Genomic DNA, 19,514 nt, shown 5'->3' on the forward strand with positions numbered 1-19,514 from the left:
CCTCGGAATATCTTTGTCTTCATTGTTGGCGGCATCGCTACCGCAGAGGGGACTGTGCCGCCGATGGCGCGATCGCGCAAGCCGATCCGCGCGGGGCCGCCCTGCCCTGTGCGCGCACCGTCCCTCACACGAAGTTGCAGGATGGCCGCTGAATGGAGTCACCCATTGAGGCCGCAAGGCGTGGTAGCGATTCCGCGCCGCGGAAGGCGCAGCGACAGGAGACTGGAATGAGGCTTGGAATGAGACTTGGCCGATTGACTATCCTCGCATGTTCATTGTCGCTGGCCGCGTCCGCCGCAGCGGCTGCGCCCGCGACCACTACCGGCTCGGTCGCGCTGGCGCTGGCAGGCGTGGTGGCGCCCTATTCGCCGCTGCTGCCTGCGGAGAAGGCCGCGGTCGCCGCGTTCTTCAACGGCGACAGCAATGTCCCCGCCACGACGAAGATCACCGTCACCGCAGACAAGGTGGTCTGCCGCGCCAGCAATGTCGACATCACCTCGCGCTCCTGCGAACTGACCTTCGGCAGCAAGACCCACACCGTGAAGGGAAGCGCAGCCAACGCGATCTTCGCCACCGTTGCGCTCGCCGGCGTGCCGCCCGACGGCGCCGCCGGCACGATCTACGAGGCGCTGTCAAAACTGTCCTGCACGCTCGATCCCGCCGTGATCAAGGACAAGGCCGGCGGCGGCGCCGACTGCAGCTTCGAGCCGGGGAATTAGTTTTCTCCAACGACAACACCCAGCCTGGCAGCCACACGGCGTGCGGTCTCTTCCCGCTGCGCCGTGATCGCGCGTGTCGCCTGGCGCGTCTGCTGCAGGATTTCGGGCGGCGCAGTCTCCGGCGTGCCGCTGTTGAAGGGTGGCTCCGGCGCATACGCCATGTAGAGCTGGATCGCCCGCGCGGCATCGTCGCCACGTAATTCGGCCGCCAGCCGCAATGCGCCGTCGATGCCTGCGGTGACGCCGGCAGCGAAGACATAGCTTCCGTCCACCACCACGCGCTCGTTCACGGGCACAGCGCCGAAGAACGGCAGCAGATGAAACGACGCCCAATGCGTCGTCGCCCTGCGTCCCCTGAGAAGCCCGGCCGCTCCGCAGATCAGGGCCCCGGTGCAGACCGAAAAGATGCGGCATGCCCCCGCGGCCTGCGCGCGGATCCAGTCGAGAACCTCGCCGTCCTCCATCAGCGCCTCCTGACCGAATCCGCCAGGCACATGCAGCACATCGAGCGGCGGCGCGTCGGCCAGCGTGGCGTCCGGCGTCAGCCGCAATCCCTTGATGTCGCGCACCGGCTCAGCGGTCTTGCCGTAGATGCGGTAGGTCGAATTCGGAATCCGCGACAGCACCTCGAACGGGCCGGTCAAATCGATTTGATCGACGCCTTCGAACAACAGCGATCCGATCCGGAGATGGACATCGTGAGCAATCATCGAACTTCCCTCGAACTTCCGTTGCGCTATGGACAAAGCGAATCTAGCGCGGCACGTTCCGGCGATGACGCCAAAGCCCCCACATTTTCCGCCAAAAGGCCGACGCCTGATCGAAGTGCTGGCGTACCCGGCGGTGCAGCTGCTCGATGTCACCGGGCCGCTGCAGGTGTTCGCGTCCGTCAACGCGCAGATGGCCAAGGCAGGCAACGCCGAGCCCTATGAAGTCCGCGTTGTCGGCAAGGACGGTCCCACCATCGAAGCATCGGCCGGTGTCGGCGTTGCGGTGCATCCGCTTTCCGCGATCGATGCCGCCGTCGACACGCTCGTGATTCCGGGCGGCGACGGCGTCAACGCCGCAACGGCGGATGCCGTGCTGGTCGACTGGGTGCGCAGACGCACCACGCAAGCGCGCCGCACCGCGTCGGTCTGCACCGGCGCGTTCCTGCTCGCCGCAACGGGTGCCCTCGACGGTCGACGCGCCGCGACTCATTGGCAATTTTGCGCAGAACTCGCCGAGCGCTTTCCCGCTGTCCGGGTCGAGCCCGATCCGATCTTCGTGCGCGATGGATCGTTCTGGACCTCGGCGGGCGTCACGTCGGGGATCGACCTCGCGCTGGCGCTGGTGGAGGAAGATCTCGGCCGCGCGACGGCACTCGCCGTCGCGCGCTATCTCGTGGTGTTCTTCAAGCGGCCGGGCGGGCAGGCTCAATTCAGCGAACTATTGTCCCTGCAAGCAACCGACGACCGGTTCAGCGCGCTGCATGACTGGATCGGCAATCATCTGGCCGAAGACCTCTCGCTTGCAACGCTCGCCAGGCAGGCCGGCATGAGCGAACGCAGCTTCAGCCGGCACTATGCCGATGCGACCGGGTTGACGCCGGCGCGCGCGATCGAGCGATTGCGGGTCGAGGGCGCCAGGCATCTGCTCTCGGAGACGCACCTGCCGATCAAGCGGATTTCACAGCGCTGCGGCTTCGGATCGGAGGAGACGATGCGCCGCAGCTTTATGCGATTGCTGTCCACCACACCGCAGGACTACCGCGCCAGATTTGCGCGCTAGAGTCACGCTAGAGTAGAGTAAGGTGAAGTCAGGTTGAAGCGGCCTCGCGGCAGACTGGCTACACCTCTCCCGCTTGCGGGGGAGGTCGGATCGCATCAAAGATGCGATCCGGGTGGGGGCTCTCTCCACGATGTGACTCGTGGAGAGAGCCCCCACCCCAACCCTCCCCCGCAAGCGGGAGAGGGAGCGCACCGCCGTCGCGACCGCTTTTCAACCTAACCTCATCACGCACTGGTCCAGGCCTGCAGTACAGAGATCATAGACGCGCGCCGGCCTCGGGGGCCGGCGTGCAGTGCTCGGCGCTCAGGCGAGATCGGCTCAGCCATTCCAGGCATGCGCCTGCAATGCGGCCTCCAGCGGCGGGTTGGTCACGCTGCCGGTGTAGTTGGTGATGGTCGATGCCGCCACGATGGTGATCACTTCAAGCACGAGGTCCTTGTAGAACCCGGCCGCCAGGAATCGTTCGATCTCCTCGTCGCCGAGCCGCCCGCGCTTTTCGATCAGCGACCTCGCCAGCGTCGAGAGTGCACCGAGTGTTTTGTCGGCAGGCGAGCGGCCGGCACGCATCGCCTCGACATCGGCCGGAGCAAGACCGGCCTGCAAGCCGAGCGCGGAATGCAGCGCGACCGCCCAGGTGCAGCCATTGGTCACCGCGTCGGTGAGCAGCACGGTCTGGATCTGCTGCTCGGTGAAGCTGCCGCTGTGAACCTTGTCGAAGATGCCGATGAAGCTCTGGATGAGCACGGGCGACGTCGCCATCGCCGCCGCAAGGTTGGGGATCATGCCAAACCGCGCCTCGACGTCGCGCAACGCGGGCCTGGAGGCTTCAGGCGCGGAGTCGCGCGTATGGACCGGAAAACGTGCCATCGGAATTGCCTTTCGCTGTGTTGATCGACCCCGAGGCCTCGGCGTGCAGCTGAGCTGTTGCGACCAGCGTGCGGGCAACCGGGTTCGATGCAGGTGATCTAGCTGCGCCCAGACGCCAGCGTTCGCCAAACACCCCACATTCCGCGCCATCCGCGGGGCCTGCGTTGACGCTCAGCTACGTCGCGCAACACTCTCTCAAACCCCGGCACGGTCCTTTACCCGCCGCGTCACAATGCCGAGCAGGCGGCCCAGCGTGCCGCCGGCGGGGCCCTTCTTGCGGGCCAGCGCGAGCGGCGCGACCAGGCCGGCGGCGCGATCAAGGCGGAGATAGGACACGCCCGCGGTCTCCAGCCGCGCCATCGATTCCGGCACGATCGAAATCCCGAGCCCCGCCGCGACGAGGCTGAGCGTCGACACCATCCGCGTCGCCTCCTGCGCCACCTTCGGGCTGAAGCCCGCGGCGCGGCAGGCGGCGATGATGCTGTCATAGAGGCCCGGCCCGGTCGGGCGGCGGTAGAGGATCAGCGGCTCGTCGGCGAGCGAAGCCAGTGCAATCCGGCGGCGCGTGTCCTTGCGGGCGCGCGGATGATGGTCTGGCAGCGCAACCAGCATCTCCTCGTCGAGCAGATGGGTGATCGTCAAATTCTCAAGCCGCTCGCTCGGCGAGCGCACGAAGGCGGCATCCAGCCGGTCGGCCTCGACGGCCTCGATCAGCTCGCCGGTCGAAGCCTCCTCGAGCGAGAGCGTGATCGCCGGCGCACGCTCGCGCATTTCGCGCATCACGCCGGTGACGAAGGGATGGAAGGCGGCCGAAGAGGTGAAGCCGATCGCAAGCTGGCCTTCCTGGCCGCGGCTCGCCCGCCGCGCGGCCTCCACGGCGAGGTCGGCGTCGCGCAGGATCGCGCGCGCCCTGTCGACGAAGGCGCGGCCGGCGGCGGTCAGCTCGACCCCGCGCGGGTGCCGGCGAAACAGCGGCGCGCCGATTGCGGTCTCCAGCGCGCGGATCTGCTGGCTCAGCGGCGGCTGCTGGATGCCGAGCCGCGCGGCGGCGCGGGTGATGTGACCTTCCTCGGCCACCGCGACGGCATAGCGGAGATGGCGCAGCTCGATCATCGGATGCATCCATATCTAGAATATATGACAATTACCTGATCCATATATTTGATATTTGGAGCATCGCAAACTAGGTTCGGATCGAACACGACAAGAAACGGAGCCGATGCGCCGATGGATGCAGCACCCGCCACCCTCACCACCAAGCACGAGGCGCCCGATGTCGGCGAGTTGTTCATGGGCTTCTTCATCCTCGGCCTGACCGGCTTCGGCGGCGTGCTGCCGCTGGCGCGGCACATGATGGTGGAGAAGCGCGGCTGGCTCTCCAGCGCCGAGTTCACCGACCTGCTCGGGCTCTGCCAATTCCTGCCCGGCGGCAACATCATCAACATGTCGGTTGCGGTGGGCTTGAAATTTCGCGGCATTCCCGGCGCGCTCGCGTCGATCCTCGGCCTGATCGCGGTGCCGACCGCGGTCGTGATCGGCCTCGGCGTGATCTATGGCCGCTTCGCGAACGATCCCGTGGTCCGCCATCTGTTCGGCGGCCTGGCTGCCGCCGCGGCCGGTCTCCTGATCTCCACCGCGATCAAGATCGCCTGGCCGTTGCGGCGTGATGTCCTCGGTCTGTTCATCGGCGCGCTCTGCGTGCTCGCGATCGCGGTGTTGAGGTTGCCGCTGCTGCCGACGCTGCTGACGCTTGCACCGCTCAGCATCTTTCTCCGATCGAGGCAGGCGTCATGAGCGGAACCCTCGTCACGCTCGCACTGATCTTCGCCCAGCTCTCGCTGCTCGCCTTTGGCGGCGGCAACACCATCCTGCCGGAGATGCAGCGTCAGGTGGTCGACATCCATCACTGGATGACGGCGCAGGAATTCGGCGCGCTGTTCGCGCTGGCGCAGGCCGCACCTGGACCGAACATGATGGTGGTCCCGCTGGTTGGCTGGCATGTCGCCGGCTTCTCCGGCGTGCTGGTGACCTCGCTCGCCAAGTTCGGGCCGTCGTCGCTGGTCACCGGCTTCGCGCTCCGGCTTTGGGAGCGCTTCAAGGACCGGCCCTGGCGACGCACCGTGCAGGGCGGGCTCGTGCCTGTCACCGCCGGCCTCGTCACCGCGAGCGCCATTGTCATCACCCACACCTCGGTCTCAGGCTGGGGCACGGCCCTGATCGCGGCTCTGGTCGCGATCGCCACCACGACGACCCGCATCCATCCGCTGCTCGCGCTCGCCGCTGGCGCTGCGCTCGGCCTCACCGGCATCGGCCAGCCCTGACGCCTTACAGCGATAGCGCGCCATTCCCCGCAGCACATGCGCGCTTTCGCCGCAATGGATGCGGCGTCACCAGCGGTTATGTTGATGGTGCCATGATCGACATGTTGAGCATCGACACCCGCATTGCGCGCCTCGGATTGCGCGCCGGACGTCTGCACGCAGGCAATTAGCCGGCCGGCGATTGCGCGCCGTCCGGATTCTCAGCGTCACCCAAAAATCATAACGTCATCAAAATCATTTCGGTCCGTCGCGTCGCGCGAGGCATCTGCGCGCACCCCCGATCAATCGCAAGGTCAAGCCAACATGACCAGAACCATTCAGACTAGCTTTACCGCCCCTGCGTTGCCGCCGATCGTGATCACCGCGAGCGAGGCGCATCGCCTCAGCGTGCTGGCCGATTCCAGCATGGCGGTGTTTCCCAGCGTGGCCGAGTTCCTCGCGCGCGAGACCGACCGGGCGCAGCTCGTCGCCGATGATGCCGAGTTGCCCGACGTGGTCCGTATGGGCTCGCTCGTGCGCTATCGCGACGACGAGACCGGCGACGTCAGGGAGGTCGTGCTGGTGTACCCGCACGAAGCCGACATCGCGCTCCGGCGCATCTCGGTGCTGACGCCGGTCGGCGCCGCGCTGATCGGGCTCTCGGTCGGACAGACCATCGATTTTCAGACCCCGAGCCACCAGACGCGTTCGGTGACGATTTTGGCTGTGAGGCATCACGGCTAGCGGCGCGGCTTCGCCAAGTGCAACGGCCCGTCGACGTAAGGGAGCCACCAACGGAAGAGCTCCCTCCCCCCTTGCGGGGGGTTGGGGAGAGGGGTGCCACACGGCACACTCTCTCGGCTCAATCTTGAACGGCACGCGATCGGCGTTGCGATAGCGACGTGCACACAAATCATCGCGCCCGGGGCCACCCCTCTCCTCACCCTCCCCGCAAGGGGGGGAGGGAGCCTGAGAAGTGTGCTCACCTCACAAGATCGAGTCGGATACGCGAGCGCATCGCGCTGCTACTCACGCCGCGAGATGGCACTGGCCCATCTCGAGACCGTGCCGGCGGCCGCGTGCGATGCCTTCGGCGATCGCTTTCACGACGATCTCGGCCGTATCGGGGGAAAGCTGATCGAGCGGCTGCCAGGCGCGCATGATGTCGCGCGCGCGGTCGAGGTCGCCGTAGATTGCAAGGAGAGGAAGCGATTTGATCGGCATGTCCGTGGCTCCCAACCGCAACTGCGCGAGCCTACCTCAGCTGGATCGGCCGAGCCATGCTTTTGGGAACCGCGTTTTACGTTTTACCGATCGCCGGTGCATGGCGAGGGCGCTATCGCCCCCGCCATCGATGCGCGTGTCACTCCGCGCCGGAGCCGCCCTGCACGATCTTCTCGTTCAGCTTCTGATCGACGGTCTCGACGGTGCGGTCGATCTCGGCGCTGGGCTTGCCGAGCTGGTGCGAGATCAACTTCACCAAGAGGTCGACGCGCTCGATGAACGGCGCGCCGGCGGCGACCGCACGGGCCGCCGAGGACGGCTTGAGCAGGCTTTCCGCCGCCTTGGCGTATTTCGCGAACGGCACCTGGTCAGCAGGATCGGCGCCAAGCTGGCGCGCGATCGAATCGACATGGTCGTAGATCGCCTGCGAGCGCGTCAGGTCGCCGTGCACGGCGTCGCGGATCGATTGCGGCTCCTTCGGCGTGATGCAGCGATAATTGCCGGTCAGCAGCATCGACCACTTCGCCAGCGGCACGAACAGCGACGAGAACACTTTCAGCTTCACCGGCACGTCCTGGCCGTCGAGCGTCACCGCGTCGATCTCGGCTTCCAGCTCGCGCAGCACCTTGTTGTGCTTGTCGTCGGCGAAGGCGGAGGCCTTGAAGTTGGTCGGCAGGCCGACATGCAGCACGTTGGCCTTCTCTTCCGGCGGACGGAAGGCCTGCGGATCCGGCGAGCAGAGCGTCACCAGTCCCGGCTCGAAGCGCTCCCACACCTGCGCGTTGGTGTAGGCCTCCTCGAGGTTCATGCCGGCGAGCGCGGGAATCCGCTTCAGATAGGGCAAAGGCGGCATGTTCATGATCGACAGGCAGGGCAGCTTCGCCGCCGCGATCTTGATCATCAGCACGCGAACCGTGTGGTTGGTGTATTGCGGCTCCTGCATCGCGAGCCCAACCATGTCGTAGCGCGACACGTCGACATCGGCTGGTGTCACGGCGTCGAGCTTGCCCGGCAAATCGCGCGAGAAGATCGAGCGGTGCTCCTTTTCGTCGCGCAGCTTGATGCGGACCTCGGTGCCGTCGCGGTTGATCAGGTCGGCCGTGTTCTTCCGGCACACCAGGGTCACGTTGTGACCCGCCATCAGAAGCTTGGTCCCCAGCAGGGAGCCGTAGGAAGCTCCCAAAATCAGAATGTTGCGCGCCATGCTCTCTCTTTCAAAGCCAATGCTGGAAGTCTCTCAACGCCCGAGCCAGACCCGTCCGGGTGACTGCCGCCGGTCCGCACTTGGCGGACAACGGAGAATGCCAGGCCGTGGTATACCACGGAAGCAACCCCTTACCGCAAGCCACGCCGGTGTCCAGCACAAAGTGCAAGGGCGCGACAATGAGGGGTGCGACAATCGCGCCGCTCGAGACGCGGGTTGACGGCGGCGATCGGCGCCCGGCGCAACCATCCTGATCGGAGACGTTAATCACCCAATCGGTGAAATCGGTCGGGAACAGCGACTTAGGTCTAACGCCTATCGAGATCGCGCGAGGCGTTATCCCGCACCACGGGATGAAGCACGTGCGTTGCACTATTTACCGAGCGCTTGCTCACTTTTCCGGATGGTCGGGCACAAGCCATGCCCGAACCAGACTTGTCAATGCGTGGGCATTCGCGCAGTATCGCCGCGCTGTTGCGCTGCAACGATCAGCAAAACAAACTTCAATCAAAGTCAATCTTCAACGAGGAAACGACAGGATATGCGTCATCTTCCCTTTGCCGTGGCTGCGGCCTTCCTGATGCTTGGCGGCGCGGCCTTCGCGCAGGAAAACATCAAGATCGGCTATATCGATCCGCTCTCCGGCGGCGGTGCGAGCGTTGGTGAAGGCGGCCTGAAGACGTTTCAGTACCTCGCCGACGAATTGAACGCCAAGGGCGGCATCCTTGGCCACAAGGTCGAGATCGTTCCGCTCGACAACAAGACCAATCCGCAGGAAAGCCTGGTGCAGGCGCAGAAGGCGGTCGACGCCGGCATCCGCTACATCACCCAGGGCAACGGCTCGTCGGTCGGTGCGGCGCTCGAGGATTTCGTCACCAAGAACAATTCGCGCAACCCCGGCAAGGAAGTGCTCTACTTCAACTACGCCGCGGTCGATCCGGCCATGACCAACGAAAAGTGCAGCTACTGGCACTTCCGCTGGGATGCGAACTCGGACATCAAGATGGAAGCGCTGACCAGCTACATGAAGGGGCTGCCGTCCATCAAGAAGGTCTATCTGATCAACATGGACTATTCGTTCGGCCAGTCGGTGCGATCACAGGCGCGCAAGATGCTGGGTGAAAAGCGACCGGACATCGAGGTCGTCGGCGACGAATTGCACCCGATGCTCAAGGTCACCGACTTCTCGCCCTACATCGCCAAGATCAAGGCGTCCGGCGCCGACAGCGTCGTGACCGGCAACTGGGGACAGGACTTCGCACTGCTCTTGAAGGCGGCGGCCGACGCCGGCCTCAAGGTCAACTGGTACACCTATTATGCCGGCGGTGCCGGCGGACCGACCGCGATCAAGCAGACCGGCCTCGAGAACCAGGTGTTCCAGATCAGCGAAGGCGTGCCGAACTCCGGCAACAAGGCGGCGATGGATTTCGAGAAGGACTTCCGCGCCAAGACCGGCATTTCCGTGTGGTATCCGCGCGCGGTCAACGAGATGCGGATGTTCAAGGCGGCCGCCGAGAAGGCCAACTCGATCGATCCCGTCAAGGTCGCGGCCGCGCTCGAGGGCATGAAGTTCGACGTGTTCGACGGCGGCGAAGGCTTCATGCGCAAGGACGACCACCAGTTCTTCCAGCCGATCTATATCTCCTCGTTCGGCTCGCTGGCCGACAAGGCCAAGGAGCCCTACGACGAGGAAAACACTGGCTGGGGCTGGCGCATTGTCTCTAAGATCGACACCGCGCAGACGATGCTTCCGACCACCTGCAACATGAAGCGGCCCTGATCGGCTATTTCAGTCATTCCGGGATGGTGCGTAAGCACCAGACCGCAGGTGCGCAACTGCGCACCGGGGAATCTCGAGATTCCGGGTTCGCTCGCTGACGCGAGCGCCCCGGAATGACAGGCAGTTCATTTCGTTCGACAGGTCCTTTCTCTCGTGAACCGTTCGAGTTTTCAGCGGGTGCGCCATGGCTGAGCTGATCGTCATCTCGACGCTCAACGGCGTCTTGTTCGGCATGCTGCTGTTTCTGTTGTCCAGCGGGCTGACCGTCATCTTCAGCATGATGGGCGTGCTCAACTTCGCGCATGCGAGCTTCTACATGCTCGGCGCATTCTTCGGCTTTCAGCTCACGCGCTGGATCGGCTTCTGGCCGGCGCTGGTGATCGCACCGCTGCTGGTCGGCGTGGTCGGCATGGGCGTCGAGCGCTACGGCCTGCGCAACACCCACAAGCATGGCCATGTCGCCGAACTGCTGCTGACCTTCGGTCTCGCCTTCGCGATCGAAGAGATCGTCTCGATGATCTGGGGCAAGAGCCCGGTCGACTACCGGGTCCCGGCGGCGCTCGACTTTCCGGCCTTCACCATATTCTCCACCAACTACCCCGCCTACAAGATCTTCATGCTGGTGGTCTCGGTCGTGATCTTCATCGCGCTCCTGGTCACGCTGAAGAAGACGCGGGTCGGCCTCATCGTGCAGGCCGCGCTGACCCATCCGAGCATGGTCGGCCATCTCGGCCACAATGTCGGGCGTATCTTCATGCTGGTCTTCGGCGTCGGCAGCGCGCTTGCCGGTCTTGCCGGCGTCATCGCCGGTCCCTCGCTGGTGACGCAGTCCGACATGGCCGCGCTGCTTGGCCCGATCCTGTTCGTCGTCATCGTGTTCGGCGGCCTCGGCTCGCTGCCCGGCGCCTTCATCGCTTCGCTGTTAATTGGTTTGATCCAGACCTTTGCGGTCGCGTTGAACGGCTCGCTTGCCAGCGTGTTCGGCCCGCTCGACCCGAGCCTTGGCGCCTCGCCGCTCACCGATATCTGGAACGTCACGATCGCGCAGATCGCGCCGATCCTGCCCTATGTGCTGCTGGTGCTGGTCCTGATCTTCCGCCCCATGGGCCTACTGGGGACGCGCGAGTCATGACGAACGCTGTGACCCCCGCTCCCGCCGTTGCCAAGGAAGAGTCCAGCGGCGCCCTCGGCTTCTATGGTGTCTGGCTGCTCGCCGCCATAGCGCTCGTCGTGCTGCCGCTGATCTTCTCCTCCGGCGGCTCGCTGACCTCGTTCAGCCTGATCGGCATCGCGATCATCTTCGCGCTGTCTTACAACATCCTGCTCGGCCAGACCGGGCTATTGTCGTTCGGACATGCGGTGCAGTACGGCCTCGGCGGCTTCCTGGCGGTCCACGCCATGAACGCGGTCGCCAGCCACAACTGGCCGATCCCGCTGCCGGTGATCCCGCTGGTCGGCGGCATCGGCGGCATGGCCTTCGCGTTGGTGGTCGGCTGGGTCATGACCAAGCGCGCCGGCACCGTGTTTGCGATGATCTCACTCGGCATCGGTGAACTGGTGGCCTCGTCGTCGCTGATCCTGCGCAGCGTGTTCGGCGGCGAATCCGGGATCACCACCGACCGCACCGCCCTGATGCCGATGTTCGGTTGGACCTTCGGGCCGCAGATTCAGGTCTACTATCTGATCGCGTTCTGGGTGCTGATCTCGGCGATCGCGATGTACGCGCTGACCCGCACGCCGCTCGGGCGCATCTGCAACGCGGTGCGCGACAATCCGGAGCGCGTTCAGTTCATCGGCTACGATCCGCATGTGGTGCGCTATCTCGCCTACATGTTCGCTGGCTTCTTCGCCGGCATCGCCGGCGGGCTCGCCGCGATCAATTTCGAGATCGCGAACTCCGCCTATCTCGGCGCGACGCAGTCGGGCCTGGTGCTGTTCGCCGCCTTCATCGGCGGCACCGCCTATTTCTTCGGTCCGATCCTCGGCGCCATCCTGGTGACCTATCTGCAGCTCGGGCTGAGCAACGTCACCTCGGTCTGGCAGCTCTATTTCGGCATTATCTTCATCGTCATCGTGATGTTCGCGCCGGGCGGCATCGCCGGCATCCTGATGAAGCACCGTCCGCTGATCCGCGCCGGCACCCTCGGCACCGTGATCCCGTCCTACCTGGTCGCGGCGATCCCGACACTTGCCCTGGTGCTCGGTATCATCCTGACCATCGAAACCGTCGCCCGCTTCGCGAGCGGCGACGCGATCAACCTCCTGGGCATTGCCTTCGTCCCGACCGCGCCGACGACCTGGGCGGCCGCCGCGGTTCTCGTCGTCGGCGGCTTCCTGGTCGCGCGCATCACCTGGCGGCGCGTCGCCGAGGCCTGGGATCGTGCCGCGACGGTGGCCCGTGATCGGGGGTATCTGGCATGACCGCTGCCATCCAAGTCAACGCCGTCGAGAAGAGCTTCGGCAATGTCGCCATCATCCGCGATCTCAATCTGAGCGTCGCCAAGGGCGAGCGCCACGCCATCATCGGCCCGAACGGCGCCGGCAAGTCGACGACCTTCAACCTGATCAGCGGCCACATCAAGCCGACCTCGGGCGAGATTCGCCTCAACGGCGAGCTGACCTCGGGCTTGCGGCCGTTCGAGATCAACCGGCGCGGGCTGTCGCGCTCGTTCCAGGTCACCAACGTGTTCGCCCGCATGACGGTGTGGGAGAACGTCCGCTGCGCCGTGCTGTGGGCGACCGGCCACCGCTACGCGTTCTGGAAGAATGTCGACAATCTGCCCGAGGTGAGACAGCGTACCGCGCAGATCCTCGACGACATCCATCTCAGCCATCGCCGCGACGTGCCGGCGGGCCTGCTCACCTACGCCGAGCAGCGCGAGCTCGAGATCGGCATCACGATCGCCGGCGGCGCCAGCGTCATCATGCTGGACGAGCCTACCGCGGGCATGAGCCACGCCGAGACCGAGCGCGCCGTCGCGCTGATCCGCCGCCTCACCGAGGGACGCACGCTCGTCATCGTCGAGCACGACATGAGCGTGGTGTTCGGCCTCGCCGACCGCATCTCGGTCCTGGTCTACGGCCACATCATCGCCTCCGGCACGCCGGAGGAAATCCGCGGCAACCCGAAGGTCAAGGAAGCCTATCTCGGCGAGGAGGTTGACTGATGCTCGAGGTCAGGAATCTCCACGCCTATTACGGCAAGAGCCACATTTTGCAGGGCGTCGATCTCGACATCGCAGCCGGCGAGGTAGTCAGCCTGCTCGGGCGCAACGGCGTCGGCCGCTCCACCACCGTCAAGGCGATCATGGGCGAGGTGCCGCCGCAGGGCACCATCCGCTTCAAGGGCCAGGACATCGCAGGGCTCCCGAGCCACAAGATCGCGCGCCTCGGCCTCGGCTATGTCCCGGAGCATCGCGACATCTTTCCGGGCTTGACGGTGCGACAGAACCTGATCCTCGGCATCAAGGACCCGCGCCGCCCCGGCAAGTGGCGGCTGCAGGAGATGCTCGACATGTTCCCGAACCTCGCCGCGCGCGCCGACACGCCGGCGGGCGTGCTGTCCGGCGGCGAGAAGCAGATGCTGACCACCTGCCGCACGCTGCTCGGCGACCCCGAATTGATGATGATCGACGAGCCGACCGAAGGGCTGGCGCCGCTGATCGTGCAGCAGGTCGGCGAGCTGATCGCGCGGATCGCGAAAGCCGGCGTCGCGATCCTTTTGGTCGAGCAGAAGCTGTCGATCGCGATGAAGATCTCGAACCGGGTCTACATCATGGGCCACGGCCGCGTCGTGTTCGAAGGGACCCCCGACCAGCTCAAGTCCAACGCCGCCATTCGCGAGGAATGGCTGGAGGTGTGAGGCGGGACGCCCGGCCGGGCCAGCCTGCCGTGGTCCTCGCAGAATCCACGAATGTCGGCGTCGCGATACCGGGTCAATTCACGAACACGACCCAAATCAGCGCAATCAAGAGGCTGTGAAACAAAATTATCGAAGCCAGGAACAGCCAGTCGTCCTTGCTCATGAAGCCGAACACCGCGTCCCTAGCGCGGCACCAGCGAAGCGCGAGTCGAGACAAGAAGCTTGAACGCATGGCACTCGCCTAGCGGAATACGATCCGCCAAGTCTTGTTATCCTGTGCCAGGTATTTGAGGCTTTGTGTCAGCCGATCACTGAACGTCGTTCGAAGCACGGTACGCCTTTGGCGTGACGCCGGTCCAACGGACGAAAGCATGTGTGAAGGAAGAGAGCTCGCTGTAGCCCAATAGCCATGCGATCTCGGAAATCGGCCGTTCTGCTTCTTCGAGATAACGGCGCGCATGTGCAATTCGAAACGCCTCGAGGACATTCGAAAAGCCCACACTCTCAGACGACAGGGCCCGAGCGAGAGTTCTCCGGCTCATGCCAAGACGGCGCGCGACTTCCTCAGCGTTGGCTTTGCCGTGCGGTAGCAGCTGGGCGATCTGGTCTTCGACCCGAGACCGCACGCTGGTCCGTCTGGATGCCCGGTTGCTCAGCGCTTCGTCGGCATACTGAAGCAATATCTTGTTGAGATGCAAATCAGCTCCCACGGAGGGTAACGCGGCGATCTGGGAAGGAAACAGCATCTCATCCCTGTCCGCTGCGAATTCGATGTCGCATCCGAGGAGAGATCGGACATCCAAGGGTGTTTCTCGTCTGTAGTGCTTCAGTTTGATTTGCATTGGGGCCAGCCTGCCGTCAGTCAGCGCGCGGCAGATACGGAGAAGCGCAATCAGCCAGAATTCCGCATGGTGGCGATCTGACGACCTGTCGATGTTGACATATTCGAATCCGATGGCGAATCCGCGCTCCAGAGACGCCCGTAGCCGCACCCCCTCGTTGTTGATCGCGCAGTAACGTCCCCCAATTTGCAGGGCGTCACCGAGGTGCTCCGATGAAGCCATGACGTAGTACAGAAGCCCGATCTCCCCCAGTTCGAAGCCTTGAGCCAAATGGAAACCAAAGCAGTCGTCCTGCAATTCCCTGGCAGCTAGCTCAAGCAGTCTTATCTGTGCTCGCGCGTCGATGCGGCGCTTGCGGTCTTCAACATCGTCGATTGTCAGGCCTGCGGCTGACACGATCGGAGCCAGCTCAATTTGTGCATCCCGCATTCGGGCACATGCGAGACGCGCTATGCCCCCGGCAGAGCTTGGTATCGATGGCAAGGTGCTTGCAAGGCGTTTGGCGATCTTCATCCGGCACCGAACTGTGTTATCGCCAAACGTCGAGGGCTTCGAGCACCGCATTTTGACCTATGTCAAACAAGCCCATCCGTTCGAGGCATCCAGCCTGACAAGATCTCGCAATCAAATGACCCAGGATCACAAGACGTTGGGGAGGCAAATCATCTAGCCGATTGCTTCGCGGCCGTTCCATTTCTGCCTTGAACCGACGGCAGTTGGCTCCAACCGGGCCCGCGCAAGGGTGAACTTATGATGGGCGCGGTCATGGATCGGGAAAAACTTCAGGTGGAACGGGTGATTGACGCCAGTACGAGCGGCCATATGAGCTAAGTCGTGGCCGGACAAGGACGTGCTCAACAGAGCGGAATTCATCGATCAATTCATTACCTGATCACCGAAGCCGGAGCTCCGGGCACTTGGCATTACTCGTTCTTCATCGGCGATCGCAACTTCACGGGCAAGGTCCAGGCAGTTTTAGGATTGCTGGCGGCACGCCGCGTAAGGATGAAGATCGATCGGCTGTTAAAGCACCATGCGTCAATGGCGACTCATACCGATGCCGCAGTCGAACCGGATGTCTCTCAGCGCCCGCCCCCACCTATTGCGAGTGACGCCTCTTCAACCACTTTCCCCGATAGTCCGGAGTTGGCGCCGCTAAAGGCCGAAGCTTCAAGCACTGTGGCGTTTACCTGCGAGGCTTGCAAGTTCGTTTACGAGGCCGTGCAGGTTCGCGCTGCCGCAAGGGGGGTCTTTCGCTGCACCGCCTGTTGGTGGCCAGTCCATCGATGGGATGGCGAGTATGATTATAAGGGCTGGCGGCGGCTCGAGAAAGACGTCGAGCCGCCGCCTCCGCTCGTCCCGCCCGCCGATCCCAAGGAATAGCGCAGCAGGCGTACCCACCTAACCCGGCCGGATCAACGCCACGACATCCCCCGCGCGCAGCGTCTGCCCGGGCTTCACCGGCACCGATGCAATCCAGCCCGCTGCCGGCGAGAGCACGCTAATCTCCATCTTCATCGACTCGATGATGGCCAGCACATCGCCGGCCACAACCGCGGTGCCCTCCTCGACCAGGATCTTCCAGATGTTGCCCGGCACCTCCGAGAAGGCGCCGATCTGGCCGTCGGGAATACCCGTCGCGACGGCACCCGCATCGATCGACTCCACTGGCGCCTCGTCGAGCTTCATCTCGCGCCAGCGCTGGCGTTCGGCATCGAACGCTGCCTGCTGGGTTGCCTTGAACGCCGCGATCGATGGGCGCGCTTCCGTCAATGTCTTGGCATAGTCGGCGTAGGAGAATTCGCCCTGCTCGATCCTGACGTCGTATTGCCCGTGCGGGAATGCGGCGCGGGCGTCGAGCAGTTCATCGGCGTCGACCGGGAAGAAGCGGATCTTGTCGAAGAACCGCAACAGCCACGGATGACCAGGCTCGAACACCCGCGTCGTGCGCCAGCTGTTCCAGACCTGGATGGTGCGGCCGAACAGCTGGTAGCCGCCCGGCCCTTCCATGCCGTAGATGCACATATAGGCGCCGCCGATGCCGACCGCGTTCTCCGGCGTCCAGGTCCGCGCTGGATTGTACTTGGTGGTCACCAGCCGGTGCCGCGGGTCGAGCGGCGTCGCCACCGGCGCGCCGAGATAGACGTCGCCGAGGCCGAGCACGAAATAGTCCGCATCGAACACGATGCGGCGGACATCGTCCTCGCTGCCGAGCCCGTTGATGCGGCGGATGAACTCGACATTCGAGGGACACCATGGCGCATCTGCCCGCACCAGCTCCTGATACTTGCGCATCGCAAGCTCGGCCTGCGGATCCCGCCATGACAGCGGCAAATGCACGGTGCGGCTCGGCACCCGCATCGCATCGACCGGCGGCAATTCGCGCTCGATCCGCCTGAGCATGTCGAGCAGTTTTTGCCGTGACAACGTCGTGCCGTCATAATGGATCTGCAGCGAGCGGATGCCGGGCGTCAGATCGATCAGGCCGCCGAGTTTTTCCGCCTCGAGCGCCTGCGCCAGCACATGCACGCGCAAGCGGAGCGCGATGTCGAGCTCCATCGGGCCGTATTCGACCAGCAGATTGTCGTCGCCGGCGCGCCGGTAGACCACCGGGATCGGGCCGTCATCATGACGTCCAACCACCGCCGAACCGAGCTCGGGCGCCCGCAGCACCGTGGGTCCGGCGACCGGATCGTCGCGTTTCACCGGCACGAAGCGGACGGTGTCGCCGGGCCTGAGCTGGCCGATCTTCCAGAGCTCGTCGCGCGCGACGACCGCCGGACAGACGAAGCCGCCGAGACTCGGCCCGTCGGGGCCGAGAATGATCGGCATGTCGCCGGTGAAATCGATCGAGCCGACCGCATAGGCGTTGTCGTGGATGTTCGACGGATGCAGTCCGGCCTCGCCACCATCGGCGCGGGCCCAGCGCGGCTTCGGACCGATCAGCCGCACGCCGGTGCGGGCGCTGTTGAAGTGCACCTCGTAGCTCGACGCAAACAGCGTCTCGATGTCCTCGTCGAGGAAGAAGTCCGGCGCACCGTGCGGGCCATAGAGCACGCCGATCTGCCAAGCCGACGCGAGCTCTGGCCGCTCGCTTTCCTCTGCGCGTCGCGGGGCTGCAAGGCTCGACGTCTCGGCACCGATATGCAGCACGTCACCCGCCTTCAGCGACCCCGTCGCATGGCCGCCGAAGGCACCGAGCGCAAACACCGCGCGCGATCCGAGAATCTCCGGCACGTCGATGCCGCCGCGCACGGCGAGATAGCTGCGCTGGCCCGCGCCCTGAATGCTGCCGATGACGAGCGTCTGGCCGCCGCGCACCGCGACCGGCTCGTGATACGCAACCTCGGCGCCGTCGAGCGATGCCTTCATCCGCGCACCCGAGAGCGCCACGATCGCATCGGTGTTGAAGCGCAAGGTCGGGCCGTTGACCGTCAGCTCCAGCGCGGTCGTCGTCTCCGGATTGCCCACCACACGGTTGGCGAGGCGGAACGACCGTTCGTCCATCGGACCGCTCGGCGGCACGCCGACATGCCAGAGATGCAGGCGGCCGGGCAATTCCTGCACCCCGCTCTGCGCGCCGGGTGCGACGACGTCGATGGTGCGGGGACGATAGGCGAACGCGCCGAGCACGCTGGTCGCGACCTGCCCGCTGCGGAACACGTCCGACGCCGCGATCGCACGCAGATAGGCGAGATTGGTCTCGATGCCGGCCACGACCGTGTCATCCAGCGCCTGCGTCAGCTTCGCGATCGCGGCCTCGCGGGTCTCGGCGGACACGATGATCTTGGCCAGCATCGGATCGTAGAACGGTGATACTTCCGTGCCGGTCTCGATCCAGCCGTCGATCCGCGCGTCCGGCGAAAAGCTGACCTGCGTCATGCGGCCCGCGCTGGGGCGGAAGCCGGCGCCCGGGTTCTCGGCATAGAGCCGCACCTCGATCGCCGCGCCCTTCGGCGTGAGCGCGCCGGCTTGGCCCAGCACATCCTCGCCGGCCGCCTGCCGGATCATCCATTCGACCAGATCGACGCCATAGACCTGCTCGGTGACCGGATGCTCGACCTGCAGACGGGTGTTCACCTCGAGGAAGTAGAAATCCTCGCGCTCGACGTCGTAGATGAACTCCACGGTGCCGGCGGATTCGTAAGCGACCGTCTTGCCGAGCGAGACCGCCGCCGCATGCAGCCGCCGCCGGATGTCTGCTGAAAGCCCCGGCGCAGGGGTCTCCTCAAAGACCTTCTGGTTGCGCCGCTGCAGCGAGCAATCGCGTTCGCCGAGCGCCACAACGTCTCCCTTGCCGTTGCCGAATATCTGCACCTCGATGTGGCGCGCCTGCGCAACGAACCGCTCGAGATAGACTCGCGCGTCGCCAAAGCTCGCCCGCGCGGTGCGCTGCACCGATTCGAATCTCTCGCGCAGCGTCGCCATGTCGTGGCAGAGCTGCATGCCGATGCCGCCGCCGCCCGCCGTGCTCTTCAGCATCACGGGAAAGCCGATCACGTCAGCCTGCTGCACCGCCTCATCGATGGTCTCGAGCAGGCCGGAGCCCGGCAGCAGCGGCACGCCGCTGCGCTCGGCGATCTCGCGTGCCTTGTGCTTGAGGCCGAAGGCGTCGAGATGCTCAGGCCGGGGCCCGATGAACTTGATGCCGTGCTCGGCGAGCCGCTCGGCAAAGCGGCGATTCTCCGACAGGAAGCCATAGCCGGGATGCACCGCCTCCGCGCCGGTCGCAAGACAGGCCGCCATGATCGCATCGACGTTGAGATAGCTCTCGGCGGCCGGCGCGGGGCCGATCCGCACCGCCTCGCCGGCGTCGAGCACCGGCCGCGTGAAGCGGTCGGCGTCGGAATAGACCGCGACCGAGCCGATGCCCATGCGGTGCAATGCTTTGCCGATCCGCGCGGCGATCTCGCCGCGGTTGGCAATGAGGACCTTGCTGAACATGC

Annotated in this window: 19 protein-coding genes; 12 read left to right on the top strand and 7 right to left on the bottom strand. The window is 64.9% G+C overall.

Annotation, left to right across the window (positions count from 1 at the left end):
- Positions 1 to 239: 239 nt before the first annotated feature.
- Entirely contained in the window at positions 240 to 719 is a 480-nt protein-coding gene (locus V5279_RS37675; protein WP_338691976.1) for a hypothetical protein, read from the top strand.
- Here V5279_RS37675 and V5279_RS37680 read toward each other — a convergent pair.
- On the bottom strand, positions 716 to 1,429 hold the full coding sequence (locus tag V5279_RS37680) for a DJ-1/PfpI family protein (RefSeq protein WP_338691977.1): 714 nt from the start codon (positions 1,427 to 1,429) through the stop codon (positions 716 to 718). The genes V5279_RS37675 and V5279_RS37680 overlap by 4 nt on opposite strands.
- 64 nt (positions 1,430 to 1,493) lie before the next feature.
- On the opposite strand from V5279_RS37680, the gene V5279_RS37685 reads away from it, so the two are divergent.
- The gene (locus tag V5279_RS37685) at positions 1,494 to 2,489 is read left to right on the top strand and encodes a GlxA family transcriptional regulator (RefSeq protein WP_338691978.1); all 996 of its coding nucleotides are present in this window, start codon (positions 1,494 to 1,496) and stop codon (positions 2,487 to 2,489) included.
- A gap of 318 nt (positions 2,490 to 2,807) precedes the next feature.
- Here the strand turns inward: V5279_RS37685 and V5279_RS37690 are convergent, their stop codons facing one another.
- Positions 2,808 to 3,356, bottom strand: a complete 549-nt coding sequence (locus tag V5279_RS37690) for a carboxymuconolactone decarboxylase family protein (protein ID WP_338691979.1) — start codon at positions 3,354 to 3,356, stop codon at positions 2,808 to 2,810.
- 195 nt (positions 3,357 to 3,551) lie between these two features.
- The gene (locus tag V5279_RS37695; RefSeq protein WP_414645969.1) at positions 3,552 to 4,466 is read right to left on the bottom strand and encodes a LysR family transcriptional regulator; all 915 of its coding nucleotides are present in this window, start codon (positions 4,464 to 4,466) and stop codon (positions 3,552 to 3,554) included.
- Between the two features lie 117 nt (positions 4,467 to 4,583).
- On the opposite strand from V5279_RS37695, the gene V5279_RS37700 reads away from it, so the two are divergent.
- From V5279_RS37700 to rnk, 3 genes are all read left to right on the top strand, one after another.
- Positions 4,584 to 5,150 carry a chromate transporter gene (locus tag V5279_RS37700; RefSeq protein WP_338691981.1) on the top strand — a complete coding sequence of 189 codons (567 nt, stop codon included), beginning with the start codon at positions 4,584 to 4,586 and terminating at the stop codon, positions 5,148 to 5,150.
- Positions 5,147 to 5,677, top strand: coding sequence for a chromate transporter (locus V5279_RS37705; RefSeq protein WP_338691982.1), 531 nt, complete (start codon positions 5,147 to 5,149; stop codon positions 5,675 to 5,677). The genes V5279_RS37700 and V5279_RS37705 overlap by 4 nt, the downstream gene beginning before the upstream one ends.
- Positions 5,678 to 5,980: 303 nt before the next feature.
- The gene (rnk, locus tag V5279_RS37710) at positions 5,981 to 6,400 is read left to right on the top strand and encodes a nucleoside diphosphate kinase regulator (RefSeq protein WP_338691983.1); all 420 of its coding nucleotides are present in this window, start codon (positions 5,981 to 5,983) and stop codon (positions 6,398 to 6,400) included.
- A gap of 285 nt (positions 6,401 to 6,685) precedes the next feature.
- Here rnk and V5279_RS37715 read toward each other — a convergent pair whose 3' ends face one another.
- Positions 6,686 to 6,880, bottom strand: coding sequence for a hypothetical protein (locus V5279_RS37715; protein ID WP_166210342.1), 195 nt, complete (start codon positions 6,878 to 6,880; stop codon positions 6,686 to 6,688).
- 139 nt (positions 6,881 to 7,019) lie between these two features.
- Positions 7,020 to 8,084, bottom strand: coding sequence for a ketopantoate reductase family protein (locus tag V5279_RS37720; protein ID WP_338691984.1), 1,065 nt, complete (start codon positions 8,082 to 8,084; stop codon positions 7,020 to 7,022).
- A gap of 541 nt (positions 8,085 to 8,625) precedes the next feature.
- On the opposite strand from V5279_RS37720, the gene V5279_RS37725 reads away from it, so the two are divergent.
- From V5279_RS37725 to V5279_RS37745, 5 genes are all read left to right on the top strand, one after another.
- Positions 8,626 to 9,864 (top strand): branched-chain amino acid ABC transporter substrate-binding protein, encoded by a 1,239-nt coding sequence (locus tag V5279_RS37725; RefSeq protein ID WP_338691985.1) that lies wholly within the window; start codon positions 8,626 to 8,628, stop codon positions 9,862 to 9,864.
- Positions 9,865 to 10,048: 184 nt separating this feature from the next.
- Positions 10,049 to 10,996, top strand: a complete 948-nt coding sequence (locus V5279_RS37730) for a branched-chain amino acid ABC transporter permease (protein WP_338691986.1) — start codon at positions 10,049 to 10,051, stop codon at positions 10,994 to 10,996.
- On the top strand, positions 10,993 to 12,285 hold the full coding sequence (locus V5279_RS37735; RefSeq protein WP_338691987.1) for a branched-chain amino acid ABC transporter permease: 1,293 nt from the start codon (positions 10,993 to 10,995) through the stop codon (positions 12,283 to 12,285). Before V5279_RS37730 ends, V5279_RS37735 begins: the two co-directional genes overlap by 4 nt.
- Positions 12,282 to 13,031: an ABC transporter ATP-binding protein gene (locus tag V5279_RS37740; RefSeq protein ID WP_338691988.1), complete on the top strand. Its 750-nt coding sequence runs from the start codon at positions 12,282 to 12,284 to the stop codon at positions 13,029 to 13,031. Before V5279_RS37735 ends, V5279_RS37740 begins: the two co-directional genes overlap by 4 nt.
- Positions 13,031 to 13,726, top strand: coding sequence for an ABC transporter ATP-binding protein (locus tag V5279_RS37745; protein WP_338691989.1), 696 nt, complete (start codon positions 13,031 to 13,033; stop codon positions 13,724 to 13,726). Before V5279_RS37740 ends, V5279_RS37745 begins: the two co-directional genes overlap by 1 nt.
- A 308-nt stretch (positions 13,727 to 14,034) precedes the next feature.
- On the opposite strand, the gene V5279_RS37750 is transcribed toward V5279_RS37745, so the two are convergent.
- Complete coding sequence (locus V5279_RS37750) at positions 14,035 to 14,997, bottom strand: AraC family transcriptional regulator (RefSeq protein WP_338691990.1); 963 nt, start codon at positions 14,995 to 14,997, stop codon at positions 14,035 to 14,037.
- Positions 14,998 to 15,019: 22 nt separating this feature from the next.
- On the opposite strand from V5279_RS37750, the gene V5279_RS37755 reads away from it, so the two are divergent.
- Both V5279_RS37755 and V5279_RS37760 read left to right on the top strand, forming a co-directional pair.
- Positions 15,020 to 15,238 (top strand): hypothetical protein, encoded by a 219-nt coding sequence (locus tag V5279_RS37755; RefSeq protein ID WP_338691991.1) that lies wholly within the window; start codon positions 15,020 to 15,022, stop codon positions 15,236 to 15,238.
- Positions 15,239 to 15,402: 164 nt separating this feature from the next.
- Positions 15,403 to 15,951 (top strand): hypothetical protein, encoded by a 549-nt coding sequence (locus tag V5279_RS37760; protein WP_338691992.1) that lies wholly within the window; start codon positions 15,403 to 15,405, stop codon positions 15,949 to 15,951.
- Positions 15,952 to 15,969: 18 nt separating this feature from the next.
- Here the strand turns inward: V5279_RS37760 and uca are convergent, their stop codons facing one another.
- On the bottom strand, positions 15,970 to 19,512 hold the full coding sequence (gene uca / locus V5279_RS37765) for an urea carboxylase (RefSeq protein WP_338691993.1): 3,543 nt from the start codon (positions 19,510 to 19,512) through the stop codon (positions 15,970 to 15,972).
- Positions 19,513 to 19,514 lie beyond the last annotated feature (2 nt).

Source organism: Bradyrhizobium sp. 26S5 (assembly GCF_036923295.1).
Taxonomy (GTDB): Bacteria; Pseudomonadota; Alphaproteobacteria; order Rhizobiales; family Xanthobacteraceae; genus Bradyrhizobium; species Bradyrhizobium septentrionale.

What these genes read in the sequence shown, in the direction of transcription:
- V5279_RS37675 (WP_338691976.1), top strand. Translation starts at nt 240, where the DNA reads ATGAGACTTGGCCGATTGACTATCCTCGCATGTTCATTGTCGCTGGCC.
- V5279_RS37680 (WP_338691977.1), bottom strand. Translation starts at nt 1,429, where the DNA reads ATGATTGCTCACGATGTCCATCTCCGGATCGGATCGCTGTTGTTCGAA.
- V5279_RS37685 (WP_338691978.1), top strand. Translation starts at nt 1,494, where the DNA reads ATGACGCCAAAGCCCCCACATTTTCCGCCAAAAGGCCGACGCCTGATC.
- V5279_RS37690 (WP_338691979.1), bottom strand. Translation starts at nt 3,356, where the DNA reads ATGGCACGTTTTCCGGTCCATACGCGCGACTCCGCGCCTGAAGCCTCC.
- V5279_RS37700 (WP_338691981.1), top strand. Translation starts at nt 4,584, where the DNA reads ATGGATGCAGCACCCGCCACCCTCACCACCAAGCACGAGGCGCCCGAT.
- V5279_RS37705 (WP_338691982.1), top strand. Translation starts at nt 5,147, where the DNA reads ATGAGCGGAACCCTCGTCACGCTCGCACTGATCTTCGCCCAGCTCTCG.
- rnk (WP_338691983.1), top strand. Translation starts at nt 5,981, where the DNA reads ATGACCAGAACCATTCAGACTAGCTTTACCGCCCCTGCGTTGCCGCCG.
- V5279_RS37715 (WP_166210342.1), bottom strand. Translation starts at nt 6,880, where the DNA reads ATGCCGATCAAATCGCTTCCTCTCCTTGCAATCTACGGCGACCTCGAC.
- V5279_RS37720 (WP_338691984.1), bottom strand. Translation starts at nt 8,084, where the DNA reads ATGGCGCGCAACATTCTGATTTTGGGAGCTTCCTACGGCTCCCTGCTG.
- V5279_RS37725 (WP_338691985.1), top strand. Translation starts at nt 8,626, where the DNA reads ATGCGTCATCTTCCCTTTGCCGTGGCTGCGGCCTTCCTGATGCTTGGC.
- V5279_RS37730 (WP_338691986.1), top strand. Translation starts at nt 10,049, where the DNA reads ATGGCTGAGCTGATCGTCATCTCGACGCTCAACGGCGTCTTGTTCGGC.
- V5279_RS37735 (WP_338691987.1), top strand. Translation starts at nt 10,993, where the DNA reads ATGACGAACGCTGTGACCCCCGCTCCCGCCGTTGCCAAGGAAGAGTCC.
- V5279_RS37740 (WP_338691988.1), top strand. Translation starts at nt 12,282, where the DNA reads ATGACCGCTGCCATCCAAGTCAACGCCGTCGAGAAGAGCTTCGGCAAT.
- V5279_RS37745 (WP_338691989.1), top strand. Translation starts at nt 13,031, where the DNA reads ATGCTCGAGGTCAGGAATCTCCACGCCTATTACGGCAAGAGCCACATT.
- V5279_RS37750 (WP_338691990.1), bottom strand. Translation starts at nt 14,997, where the DNA reads ATGCGGGATGCACAAATTGAGCTGGCTCCGATCGTGTCAGCCGCAGGC.
- V5279_RS37755 (WP_338691991.1), top strand. Translation starts at nt 15,020, where the DNA reads ATGCCCCCGGCAGAGCTTGGTATCGATGGCAAGGTGCTTGCAAGGCGT.
- uca (WP_338691993.1), bottom strand. Translation starts at nt 19,512, where the DNA reads ATGTTCAGCAAGGTCCTCATTGCCAACCGCGGCGAGATCGCCGCGCGG.